This window comes from Akkermansiaceae bacterium, from assembly GCA_017798145.1.
In the GTDB taxonomy this organism is placed as follows: domain Bacteria; phylum Verrucomicrobiota; class Verrucomicrobiia; order Verrucomicrobiales; family Akkermansiaceae; genus Luteolibacter.
Map to the genome: position 1 here is coordinate 712,268 of CP059069.1, position 11,741 is coordinate 724,008.

At 61.1% G+C, this 11,741-nt stretch carries 10 protein-coding genes; 7 read left to right on the plus strand and 3 right to left on the minus strand.

Annotated elements, in window-relative coordinates:
* A complete protein-coding gene (lepB, locus tag HZ994_03025; GenBank protein ID QTN31343.1) occupies window positions 1-1,218 on the minus strand; it encodes a signal peptidase I in 1,218 nt (405 codons plus the stop codon).
* Window positions 1,219-1,352: 134 nt separating this feature from the next.
* Here lepB and HZ994_03030 point away from each other — a divergent pair, with 134 nt between their 5' ends.
* The 3 genes from HZ994_03030 to HZ994_03040 all read left to right on the plus strand — a co-directional run bounded on the left by HZ994_03030 (window position 1,353) and on the right by HZ994_03040 (window position 7,272).
* Window positions 1,353-3,602: an NAD(P)-binding domain-containing protein gene (locus HZ994_03030; protein ID QTN31344.1), complete on the plus strand. Its 2,250-nt coding sequence runs from the start codon at window positions 1,353-1,355 to the stop codon at window positions 3,600-3,602.
* Window positions 3,603-3,707: 105 nt separating this feature from the next.
* Window positions 3,708-5,150, plus strand: a complete 1,443-nt coding sequence (locus HZ994_03035; GenBank protein QTN31345.1) for a glycosyltransferase — start codon at window positions 3,708-3,710, stop codon at window positions 5,148-5,150.
* Window positions 5,134-7,272, plus strand: a complete 2,139-nt coding sequence (locus HZ994_03040) for a hypothetical protein (protein QTN31346.1) — start codon at window positions 5,134-5,136, stop codon at window positions 7,270-7,272. The genes HZ994_03035 and HZ994_03040 overlap by 17 nt, the downstream gene beginning before the upstream one ends.
* Window positions 7,273-7,851: 579 nt before the next feature.
* Here HZ994_03040 and HZ994_03045 read toward each other — a convergent pair.
* Window positions 7,852-8,169: a hypothetical protein gene (locus tag HZ994_03045; protein ID QTN31347.1), complete on the minus strand. Its 318-nt coding sequence runs from the start codon at window positions 8,167-8,169 to the stop codon at window positions 7,852-7,854.
* Window positions 8,170-8,363: 194 nt separating this feature from the next.
* On the minus strand, window positions 8,364-8,543 hold the full coding sequence (locus tag HZ994_03050; protein ID QTN31348.1) for a hypothetical protein: 180 nt from the start codon (window positions 8,541-8,543) through the stop codon (window positions 8,364-8,366).
* Between HZ994_03050 and HZ994_03055 the strand changes: the two genes are divergently transcribed.
* Genes HZ994_03055 through HZ994_03070 form a run of 4 tightly spaced genes read left to right on the plus strand, consistent with a single transcriptional unit; the run spans window position 8,542 to window position 11,737 of the window.
* Window positions 8,542-9,477, plus strand: coding sequence for a hypothetical protein (locus HZ994_03055; protein QTN31349.1), 936 nt, complete (start codon window positions 8,542-8,544; stop codon window positions 9,475-9,477). The genes HZ994_03050 and HZ994_03055 overlap by 2 nt on opposite strands.
* A 4-nt stretch (window positions 9,478-9,481) precedes the next feature.
* Window positions 9,482-9,802, plus strand: coding sequence for a hypothetical protein (locus HZ994_03060; GenBank protein QTN31350.1), 321 nt, complete (start codon window positions 9,482-9,484; stop codon window positions 9,800-9,802).
* A gap of 30 nt (window positions 9,803-9,832) precedes the next feature.
* Entirely contained in the window at window positions 9,833-10,774 is a 942-nt protein-coding gene (locus HZ994_03065) for a hypothetical protein (protein QTN31351.1), read from the plus strand.
* Between the two features lie 18 nt (window positions 10,775-10,792).
* Window positions 10,793-11,737, plus strand: a complete 945-nt coding sequence (locus HZ994_03070; GenBank protein QTN31352.1) for a hypothetical protein — start codon at window positions 10,793-10,795, stop codon at window positions 11,735-11,737.
* Window positions 11,738-11,741: the final 4 nt, after the last annotated feature.

Here is an 11,741-nt window from a genome sequence, read left to right on the forward strand (position 1 = left end):
TCACTTAATGAATCCCCAATGCCCCGTATCGATCGGCCACAGCGAGAACAGCGCCGGGCCGACAAGGTTGAATTCCTTCACCGTCCCCCAGTAGCGCGAGTCGAGCGAGTTGCCGGTGTTGTCCCCCATCGCCGCATACTCCCGGAAACCGGGCCTGGCCTTTTCCTTGGCGAGTTCGAGAACATCCTCGGGGCTTGCGATGTAAATCCTGCGCGTGCTCCCGCGCCGCTCGGCCGGATGGTAGCCTTCGTGATCCTCCCCGAAAGGCGGCTTGCCCTCCGCGACACGCCGTATCCCCGGCTCCAGCGCGATTTTCCCATCCACAAGCAGATCCGGTTTCCTGATCGAAAGCGTATCCCCCGGCACCCCGACAAGCCGCTTGATGTAGTGTGATCCCCCACCCTGCGGCCCGCTCCAGTCCTTGATCCCCTTGATGCCTATCGTATCGAAAACGAAAACCTCGCCGCGTTCCGGCTTGCGGAAATGGTAGGAGAACTTGTCGACCAGCACCAGATCCCCGGTGTCGATGAATCCCTCCAGGAGCACTTGCCCCTTTTTAAGCAATCCACCATTCTTCGCCGCCTCGCCGAGGGCGGCGCGCAGCCCCGCGTCATAGGAAGGGGTCGAGGGAGCGGGCAGCTTGAGCGGCTTTTCGTTGAGGCTGTATAGGTTGGATCTGCTGAAAAAATGCCACCACTGGAAGTCCCGTGCATCCGTCACAAGGCCGTCATCGGTGAGCATCAGCTTCAGGTTCCTGTCGGCATCGTTCACCACCTTCACATAGCTCCTCCCCTTGAGCGCCCACTCGATCATCCTCACGGGGAACGAAGGCCATTCCGCCTCCGGCTGCTGCTTGCCGACGATGCCGTTGAGCGTAGGCTGCATCGAGCCCGTAGGGATGCGGAACGGCTGCAGGTAATACGCGCGCAACCCCAGCGCGATCACGATCGCCACGAACATCACCTCGACATTTTCCTGGAACCAATCCTGCGGTTTCTCGCGAGGCAGGGCGTTGTCGCAGGTCGCACGGAGTTGCTTGGAGGCTTCCGCCACCTTCGAGGTATCCTTGAGCCGTATCGCATCCGCTAGGTCTTTCCGCCGGGACTCGATCTCATCCACCCGCTCCGGGGCAAGCAGATCCCTCTTGTAATCCACGAATTTCTTCGCCCCTTTCACAAGGAGCTTCGCGTTCTTTTTCCAGGCGGGCGTGAAAAACATATGCGCGGAGCCTGCACCGACCGGCACTCACCTGCAAGCCCTATGCCGGGACAGGAAAACATGCTCCGTTTCCCGGAAAAATCTGAATAGCTTCATTCCATGCCCGCTCTCCCAAAAAGTCGGCGAACAAGAACATGCTTTCCCAAACCAAGAGATACACCCGATGGCTCCACGGAAAATGGCCCGCCGGCGGCGTCGAGAAATCCCCCGCCGCCAACGCCGACGGCACCTGCAACCTCCTTGGTGTCCGCATCGTCGGAGACCTCAGCGGTGTCCCCTTGCTGAAATTTTCCGCCGACTCCGGGGCACGCGCAGTGCAAGCCATCCTCGGGGAAAAGGATTTCGAAAAAGGCGGTGACACGCTCGATCTCGCCATCATCGGCGCTGGCGTTTCCGGAATTTCTGCCGCCATCGAGGCCTCCAAAGCCGGGCTGAACTACAGGATCTTCGAATCCGCCGAGGCCTTCTCCACGATCCGGAATTTCCCCCGCAAGAAACCGATCTACGCCTATCCCACCGCGATGACCCCGGCCGGTGACATGCGTTTCGAGTCCGACGTGAAGGAAAACCTGCTAACAGAACTCGAAAAGCAGCAACAGGAATACCGCATCGAGACCACCCAGGCCGCCATCGAAAAGATATCCCGCTCCGGCGGCTTGCTGAAACTCCACATGAAGGGCGAGGAGCCCGTCACAGCGAAGCGCGTCATCATCGCCATCGGGCGCACCGGGAATTTCCGCAAGCTCGATGTCCCGGGCGAAGGACTCGAAAAGGTCTCCAACCGCCTCATCGATGCATCGACGTTCTCCGGCAAGCGCGTCCTCGTGGTAGGCGGCGGTGACTCGGCGATGGAGGCCGCGATCTCGCTGGCGGAAGAGGGGGCGAGCGTCGATCTCTCCTACCGGAAAAAGGAATTCGCACGTCCCAAGCCGGAAAACACCCGGAAACTCAGGAGCCTTGAAGCGGCCGGGACAATCACCCTCCACATGGGCACCAACGTCCAGGAGATCGGAGAAAACGAAGTCACCCTTTGCGGCGAGGACGGATGCTACAAGGTTCTGGAAAACGACCATGTCTTCACCCTCATAGGGCGCGAGGCACCTCTGGATTTTTTCCGGAAATCCGGCATCCATGTCACCGGGGACCGTGGTGCCAGGTGGTGGCTCTCGCTGGCCGGATTCGGCCTGCTGATGGTCTTCCTCTACCACCTCAAGGCCTATGTCGATTTCCTAGGGATCAACGGCACGAACCTCTGGCCCGTTTTCCAATCGCGCGGCTGGTTCCCATTCAACATACCCGTCATCGGCGGTGAAAACGGACTCCTGCGAACCACCCTGAACACCGCCGCCAACGATCCCGGCTTCGTCTTCGCGCTCATCTACACCGCCGTCATCGTAATCTTCGGCATCCGCCGTGTCAGGCGCAGGAAAACCCCTTACGTGAAGCTCCAGACCGCCACCCTCGCCGCATTCCAGGTGATCCCCCTTTTCCTGCTCCCATACATCCTTTTCCCATGGATGGGCGCGAACGGTGCCTTCACCAGCGGCGGCCTCGGCGAGTGGTTCGGCATGACCTTCCTCTCCAACGGCCCGGGCACCGAGCCCACCCAATACTGGCGCGCCTTCGGCTTCATCCTCGCGTGGCCGCTTTTCATCTACAACATCTTCACCGAAGCGCCGCTATGGGGCTGGCTCATCCTCGGCTTCGTCCAGACCTTCGTCATCATCCCGCTCATCGTCTGGCGCTGGGGAAAAGGCGCCTATTGCGGCTGGATCTGCTCCTGTGGGGCGATGGCCGAGACCCTCGGCGACCAACACCGCCACAAGATGCCGCACGGCCCGAAGTGGAACAAACTCAACATGCTCGGCCAGGCCATCCTCGCACTCGCCCTGGCCGTTCTACTCCTTCGCATCGCCGGCTGGGTATTCCCGCAGGCCGGCATCAACGGAATCGTCATGGGGCTCACGGAAAAATGGTCCCCGTTTTCCTACAAATACATGATCGACCTCTGGCTCGCGGGAGCCATCGGCTACGGCCTCTACTTCCATTTCTCCGGCCGCGTCTGGTGCCGCTTCGCCTGCCCGCTCGCCGCGCTGATGCACATCTACGCGCGCTTCACCCGCTTCCGCATCTTCGCCGACAAGGACAAGTGCATCTCCTGCAACGCCTGCACCACCGTCTGCCACCAGGGCATCGATGTCATGGCCTTCGCCAACAAGGGCAAACCCATGGAAGACCCCCAGTGCGTCCGTTGCTCCGCCTGCGTCCAAAGCTGCCCCACCGGTGTCCTCGACTTCGGCCGCTTCGGGAGCAAGGGCGAGAAAATCTTCGACACCCTCCCCGCCTCCCTAGTCAACCTTGCCGAACGGAGAAAACCCAAATAAGCACAACCCCGGCCACAGGAATCCGATCCGCGCTAATCCGTGGTTCCCCTCCATTCACCAGCCCAGCCTTGGCGCCTTGGCGTCTTCGCGGTTCAACCCTCTGCCATGCTCGCCACCATCGCCTTCGCAATCTACCTCGCCTGCTGCGCGGGGATGCTGCTCTACGGCATCAACTGCTACGTCCTCGTCTTCCTCTTCAAGAAAACCTCCGCCAGAAAAAATCCCCGCCGCCACCTCGCCGAGCTCCCGAAAGTCACCACCCAGCTCCCCATCTACAACGAGCTCAACGTCGCCGCCCGCGCCCTCCGCGCCATCGCCGCCTTCGACTACCCCGCCCACCTCCACCAGATCCAGGTGCTCGACGACTCCACTGACGAGACCCGCACCCTCATCGACCGAACCGCCGCCGAGCTGCGCGAAAATGGCATCTGGATCGATGTCCTGCGCCGCGAGATCCGCACCGGCTACAAGGCGGGCGCACTCGCCGATGCCATGCCCGCCGCCCACGGCGAGTTCATCGCCATCTTCGACGCGGATTTTGTCCCGGCTCCCGACTTCCTGAAACAACTCCTCCCCCATTTCACCACGGAGAAAACCGCCCTCGTGCAGGCTCGCTGGGATCACCTCAACCGCGATGCCTCGCTGCTCACCCGTGCCCAATGCATCGGCATAGACGGCCACTTCGGCATCGAGCAACCCGCCCGCTGCGGCAACAGGCTCTTTCTCAATTTCAACGGCACGGCCGGAATCTGGCGGCGCTCCGCCATCGACGACGCCGGCGGCTGGACCGCCGACACGCTGACCGAAGACCTCGACCTCTCCTACCGCGCCCAGCTGAAAGGCTGGCACCTTGAATACGTCCCGGAAATCACGGTTCCCGCAGAGATCCCGGAAACCTACTCCGCGTTCAAAAGCCAGCAGTTCCGTTGGGCGAAAGGATCCATCCAGACAGCCATCAAGCTCCTCCCGCAGATTTTCCGCTCCGACCTCACAGCCTTCGCCAAGATCCAGACCGTCTTCCACCTCTGTGCCTACGGGATGCACGCCCTGATGCTCGCCGTCGCCCTCCTCGCCCTGCCAGCCATCGCCTACCTCGGCGGCGGGATCCCACCATACATCCTCGTCATTTTCATCATCCCTCTCCTAGCCGCCACCCTCGGCCCATCCGTGCTGTACATGGTCAGCCAGCACTCGCTACGCCCCGCCGATTGGAAGAAGACCATCCTGCTGCTTCCCGCCCTGGTTCTGTTAGGCTTCGGGATCTGCATCTCCAACACCCGCGCCGTCCTCGAGGCCATCCTCGGCATACGCAGCGGATTCGTCCGCACACCCAAGCGCGGTGAGAACACCTCGAATAACTACGCCCCCTCCGCCAGCCTGGTGCCGCTGCTGGAAATTTCCGCCGCCGCCTATTGTGCCCTCACCCTCGTCATCTACGCCCGCCACGGCGAGTTCGGCATCCTCCCTTTCCTAACCCTCTACGCCGCAGGCTTCGCCCTCGTCGGCATCTGCAGCCTCCGCGAACAGTTCGATGCAAGGAAAGCCTGAGCCTCCCGGAGAGCCGCGCCTTTGGCCGGTTTCTTCCCGCACCTTCGCATGGGGGGCATCCATCGCCATCATCGCCGCCGCCTGCGCCGCATGGTCATCCCTCCCCTCCCTCGGTTCCTGCCCCATTCTCCGCGTCGCCATCTTCGCCGCCATGGGCATCGCCATGCTCGGCAGCGTCTTCCTCTTCCCGGACGGCCCCGACCGCATCGCCCTCATCCTCATCCCCGCGATCCTGCTCCGCATCATCCTCTGGCCCGCCCCGGTTTCCGACGATGTGAACCGCTACCTCTGGGAAGGACAACTGGTGGCCGCCGGGGAAAACCCATACGCCGCCCCAGCCGACGATCCGCGCTGGGAATCCCTCCACGATTCCACATGGCAGGCCATGAACCACCGAGACCGCCCCACCGCATACCCTCCCGGCGTTCAGTGGATCATGGCCGCCACAGCCACCATCTACCCCTCCCTGAAATCCTTCAAAGCCCTCGCCCTCCTCGGCGACATGGCAACCCTGCTCCTGCTATTCGCCCTGCTCCGCGATAACACCGCCCCCCTGCGCTGGGCCGGTTTCTACGCCTTCAACCCCGTCGTCCTCATCGCCTTCGCCGCCGAGGCCCACTTCGACAGCCTCATGGCCGCCGCGCTGTTGGCCGCAATCCTCGCAGCATCTCGAAATAAAAAATCCGCATGGCTGTGGCTAGCCCTTGCCGTCCAGATCAAGCTCGTCTGCCTCATCCTCGCCCCGCTTTTCCTCATCCCATTTCTCAGGTTCATTCGCTTCCATACGCGCCCATTTGGCGAAGAGCATGGAAATTTCCAGTTCGCCTATCTCCGCTTCGCTCCGGTTGTGGTCCGTCTTCTCCTCTTTTCCGCAATCCTCATCCTGCCCAGCCTACCGTTCCTGACAGCCTTGCCGCAATGGCTCCACGGTGTCGGAAGCTTCGCCACCGCCGGTGATTTCAACGCCCCGCTCTTCACTCTCCTCGCCTCCACAGGACTCGCCTTGGGGATGGTGAAAAACATCTGTCTCGCCACCTTTGGCGTTTCCGCCGCTGCCATCCTCATCGGCCGCTGGAAAGGAATGCCCTTGATCGATTCCTGCCTCTGGATGCTTGGCACTCTCCTCGCCTGCTCCCCCATCGTTCACTTCTGGTATCTCGCATGGCTGCTTCCCCTCACCGCCATCCGCCCATCCTTCGCATGGACCACCGCCTCGATCACCATGGCCGGATATTTCATCGCTTGGTGGACACAGGAAAACCTTGGCTGGTGGGGCTACGGCCACAGCATTGCCACGGTCATCTGGCTCCCATGGTTCCTCGCCGCTCTCGCCCAACACCGCCATCTCCCTGCCCGCGTGCGCAGCTCCTTGGACTGCGGCAGCCCTGCTGCCGCTTTGGGCGATGCAGCCTGCTGCGAGCCGCATTTCGCCATCGTCATCCCCGCGCTTGAAAACACCCCATCCCTGACGGATTTGCTTCAAACCATCCGTGAGGAACTCCCCGACTCCGAAGTCATACTTCCCACCCCCTCACCCCATTTTCCACAAATCCCCAACACCCGCCATATCCCCGCCCCCCTCGGTCGCGGCAACCAGATCGCCGCCGCCATAGCGACCACCACCGCTCCCTGGATCCTCATCGTCCACGCCGATGCCACACCGCCCCCCGGCTCCGCAAAACATCTGTTAGAAGAAGCCAGGAAACACCCCCAAGCCTCCCTCATCGTCCCGGGCCAGCGCTTCGATGATCATACACCGGCCACCCTACTCATCGAGGCGCTCAACGAACTGCGCGTCGTCTTTGGCGGGATCGCCTTCGGGGACCAGACCATGCTCATCCGCCGCTCGGCTATCGAAGCCGCAGGAGGCTTCCCCGCCCAGCCGCTCATGGAAGACGTCGAGGCCAGCCTCCGCCTCGCCACCCAGGGCAGCATCCTCTACCTCGGCCGCGAGTGGAAAGTTTCCGCAAAAAAATGGCAGGGCAATTTCCTCAAACGCTTCACCCTCGTCATCCGGCTCACCGCCACCTACCAGCTAGCCCGCCTCCGCAGCCCCGCCCACGCCGCCGCCGTCTCGGAGAGCATGTATCGCGAATACTATCCTCAAGAACTGGGAGGATGATAGTCGATCGGATAAGTATTCCACGCCGTCACAGCCAGCAATACGTCCCTACCCGATTTGCGATCATTTTCGGTTTTCACGCTTGTCATCAAAAGCGTTTTTCAGGTTTTATCTAACTATCCACTCTGGTGGACGGGAACTTCAAAAGCCCGAATACCGCGTAGCGGAAAAGGACATTCTCTCCACCACCATCCACGAACAGGGCGGGCGCACGGTAACGATCCGGGAAATCAAGCCCATCGCCCTCCTCGCCAGCTGCATGTCATGGGCGAAGCACCGCCGCCAAGCTCCACCTGCGCCTCAACCTCCAGACCTTCCTGCCCTCCTGCGCCATCATAGAGGAAGCCTCCGGTATGGCAACCGCCTGCGGCATCCGCCGGAACGTCGTTGGATTGAGCATTTAGGTTTGGTTCTACCGGAGAGAAGTTTTTCGGTGAATCGCCTATCAGGTAAACGGGCAACACATCCCCCACACCTACGTAAGCGGTCAACAGAACCCCTCTATCCATCCCCGGGGCGATTTGCGTATGCTACCCGGTCATGTCCGATTCGGACCACCCCACCACAAGTATCATCAAGTCAGACCGCACCGGGCGCACGCGCTATACCCGCCAATACAAAGCAGGAGATTCTGGCCGCGTTCGACTCCAGCAGTTTGAGCACTCCGCAATTCGCCGCGCAATGCGGCATCAAGTATCCGACCTTCGCCTCCTGGATCGCCGCGGCAAAGCGCGATGGCAAGCCTTCCACCTGAGCGACAAGCGGCCCGACATTCCTGCTCGCCGAAGTCGCCGCGTCTCCCGGGGCGCTTTCCGCCGCGCTTGAAGTCCGCCTGCCCTGCGGAGCCGTCGCGTGGGTTTCATCCTGCGGCCAGCTTCCGCTGCTCGTTGAACTCATTCGCCAACTCGCCTGACCCGACGCCATGCTAACCTTCAACGGAAGCCTCAAGGTCTATGTCGCGCTGGAGCCATGCGACATGCGCAAAAGCTTCAACACGCTCGCCGAGCTCGTCCGCAACAATCGTAAGTTCCCAGGAAGTTAGAACAGAGTGCAGCAACTACGGGGGTTCGGGATGGGAAAGGGGCGTTCATTCAGCTCTTAACCGCCTCACCGCCACCTACCAGCTCACCCTCCTTCCAGGCGGCCACACTTCGCATCGGATTCATCCATCCGGACAATGCTTGGGGATTGCCTGCCGCCCCTTGCGCCTTTTGAGCACGGTTGTTTTTTGATTGCTTGCTAAGCTCCGTATCGTTAGGTTTCCATTTCATGAAAGCGTTGTTCACAGCCTTTATGGCCATCTGCCTTGGCTCATGCCAAAAGGGCGGTGAGGACAGTGTCTGGTGGGGCAACGAAAAGACCATCATCGAGCTCCGGAACCAGCTGGAACTCGCCAGTTACCGGGCCGATAAAGCGCATCCCGGAGATGATGCGGAAGCCGCTGCCCGTGCTTCGGTAAATCCCGCTGCGCTGAGGGGCGAGATCGAGACCCTGGCGCATGGCAAGGCTCAGCTAACCAGGGAAATCGCGGCCATGAAAAGCGGTTGGGATGATTTCCGGCGATCCGTGCTCAATGATAGCAGAGTCCAGGCAAGCGGTAAGACCTTCGCCACATTCGTGGCTGCGGACGGCAGGGCTTTCAAGGAAGCCAAGGTGACCGAAATCGACGACAGCGGCGTATCCATCGCCCATGCCAGCGGTACGGCGCGACTTCGTTTCGGCGATCTCGATCCGGAGTGGCAGCTGTATTTCGGACTCGACGCGGAGCTGGCGAGGAAATCCCACGAGGCGGAGGCGGAGGGAAGGCTTGCCTACGATCGGCGCATCGACAGGCAGATGGCCGTGATCGCCGAAAAGGAAGCCGGTGCCAGAAAAGAACGGAAGAAGGAGGAGCAACGCCTTGCAGAAGCCAGGGCTATCGCATCCTACGCAAGGACTACCCCAGCGAGTTCGCTTTCCGCATCGATCGGAGGCCTCGGGGAAACATCCAGGGTTTACGGAAGCCGCCGCTATGGGGGTTATTCCAGTTATTACAGGCAGCCCACCGTCCGTTACAGCTACGTTCCCTACTGCGGATCTCACCGCCAGGGGATTCCGATTTTCGGCTCGTCCGCTCCGGGTAACTACAGCGGCTGGGGATGCGCCCAGGCCGTACCAGTGCGCCCCCCTATCCAACAAGCCATCCAATGGAAGCCCGCCCAGTAGAATCATGAACCTTACCACTCAACTCGCCGCCCTCTCCGCTTGCCTGCTCTTCGTTTCCTGCGGGGAGGATCCGGAACTGGTCCGCAAGCACGGCGAACAGGAGGCGGAGATCGCCAAGCTGAAAGGGGAACTCGCCCTGGCCGAAGAACGCCTCAAGAACCTACCCGAGGACAAGACGTCCGAGCTGAAAGCGGCGGAGAGCGAGACGAGGGCGCTGCAGGCGGAACACACGAAACTTACCCAAGAGGTGGCGGATCTGGAAGCGGAACACAAGTCCCTCAGGGAGGAATACGAGGCGTATCAGCGCAAATACGCTCTCCGCTGACATCCGCACCAACATCCAATCAACAGTCACATGGCATTCAACGATCTTTTCACAAGCGCAAGGGGACCCGGGGTCATAGGCATGATCATGGCCCTCATCGTCCTCCTCGGCTTCGGCCTGCTCTTCATGTTCGCTTTCGAGGAAGGCTCGCAGGGCGGCGGACGATCCCTCGCATCTGTCATCCGCGAGAACACCAGCGTGATCGCGAACCTGAAGTCGGATATCGCCAGCGGTGCCTCAAAAATGGATCAGGCACCAAGGCTCAAGGAGATTTCCTCGAAGCTTTCCTCATCGGTTTCGCTCAACAAATCGCTCTCCTTGCAGATTTCCGAAAAGAAAAATGAGATCGCCGGGCTGAAGGAGAACCTCGCGGTGCTGGAAAGGGAATGGGAGGATTACAGGAACACTTACCGCTCTTTCGTGCGGGAAAAGGCAGGCGGAACATCCATGCCGGAGCTCAAGACGAGCGACGGCACGGTCTATGTGGATGTGGATATCCGGAGCGTTTCCGCCATTGGCATGGACATCCGCCATCGCGACGGATTCAAGCGGATCGGCTTCGAGGAACTCCCGGCGGATCTCCAGGATTACTACCAGTTCGACAAGGATCAGATGCATGCCGAAGCGGAACGTGAGGCCAAGGTGCGCCTCAAGCATGACAAGGCGGTGGCAGCAGCCGGCAGGGTTGCCGATGAGCGGAAGGCCGAGGAGATGGCCAAAAAAGCCCAGGAAAACCGGGAAAAGACATTGCTGGCCATCGCGGCGAAGGAAAGCCAGGCAAAGGCCATCGAGGACGAGATAAGCCAGATCGAGCGGGATATCGTGGCCGCCGAGGCTGCGGCATCTGCTGCGAGGGCGGCAGGGAAAATGCACCTCAACAAATCCGGCAGCCTGCGCGGCACATTGAATTCGAAGCGCAACGCCCTCTCTCAGCTTCGGGCCGAGATCCTGCGCCTGCAATCCTCCATCTAACAGCCATTTCCAGCCGGAATGAACTCCGACAACCACAGCGGAATCATCTGGTCGCTTGCCTGCCTGATCATCCTTACTCTCGGCGCGGTTTTACTCGCAACACTCGTTGACCGGAAGCACGGAGCTTCGAAGTTGCGGAGCAGCTTGCTCGGGCGGATCGCGGACGGTGAGCACAACCTCGGGAACCTGCGCGACGAGTTGGAATCCCTGAACGCAAGGTATGACGCAGCCCAGGATCTCGCAAAGCGGAGCGCTGCGGGTGCCAGCTCCAAGGGCAAGCTCGCCTCGGAAATGCGAAGTTCTGTGGAGTTGCTGCGGGCAAGGTGCGAGGAATTACAGGCATCCATCCCGAAGCTCAGGGAGGAATACGGGGCTTACCGCGAGAGCTACAGAAAAAAGGCCTGGCTGGAGGCCTCAGGCGAGAGAATCGGCAATCTTTTGCTGAAATCGGGGCGTAGCTTCGAGGACGTGACCATCAGCCGGGTGACTCCCATCGGAATTGAGATAAGCCACGCCAACGGCATCGCCAGGATCGATTCGCAGGATCTCGGCGGTGAGTTCGCCGAGCGCTTCCAATGGGACGAGAAGGAACGCGCCTTGGCGCTCCAGAAGGAGCTAGCCAACAGGGAACGGATCACCCGCGTCGCACCGGCCGAGCCGAGCCCGCCCGTGGATGCGCCCGTGGAAATTTCCGGGGAGGAGCTGGAAAAAATCCGCAGCCAGGTGAGGGCGCTCCAAGCCAAGGCCATGACACTCAAGGGATCGATAGGGACGGCGGAAAGGGAGAGCCGCTATGCCAGCAACCGCTCGGTTCCAGGCTCCCTGCGGACATGGGCCGAACAGGCGATGATACTAAAGTCGGATCTGGCGCGCACCGAGGCATTGCTCGCCCTTGCCAAGGACAGGCTGCGGGCGGCAAACCCCAGCGATCCCCTACTGCTGTGGACGCCCGCCATGCGCTAAACGG

Coding starts and splice junctions, on each gene's coding strand:
- HZ994_03050 (QTN31348.1), bottom strand. CDS start 8,543: ATGAAATGGAAACCTAACGATACGGAGCTTAGCAAGCAATCAAAAAAC.
- HZ994_03030 (QTN31344.1), top strand. CDS start 1,353: ATGCTTTCCCAAACCAAGAGATACACCCGATGGCTCCACGGAAAATGG.
- HZ994_03060 (QTN31350.1), top strand. CDS start 9,482: ATGAACCTTACCACTCAACTCGCCGCCCTCTCCGCTTGCCTGCTCTTC.
- HZ994_03065 (QTN31351.1), top strand. CDS start 9,833: ATGGCATTCAACGATCTTTTCACAAGCGCAAGGGGACCCGGGGTCATA.
- HZ994_03040 (QTN31346.1), top strand. CDS start 5,134: ATGCAAGGAAAGCCTGAGCCTCCCGGAGAGCCGCGCCTTTGGCCGGTT.
- HZ994_03055 (QTN31349.1), top strand. CDS start 8,542: ATGAAAGCGTTGTTCACAGCCTTTATGGCCATCTGCCTTGGCTCATGC.
- HZ994_03045 (QTN31347.1), bottom strand. CDS start 8,169: ATGAGTTCAACGAGCAGCGGAAGCTGGCCGCAGGATGAAACCCACGCG.
- lepB (QTN31343.1), bottom strand. CDS start 1,218: ATGTTTTTCACGCCCGCCTGGAAAAAGAACGCGAAGCTCCTTGTGAAA.
- HZ994_03070 (QTN31352.1), top strand. CDS start 10,793: ATGAACTCCGACAACCACAGCGGAATCATCTGGTCGCTTGCCTGCCTG.
- HZ994_03035 (QTN31345.1), top strand. CDS start 3,708: ATGCTCGCCACCATCGCCTTCGCAATCTACCTCGCCTGCTGCGCGGGG.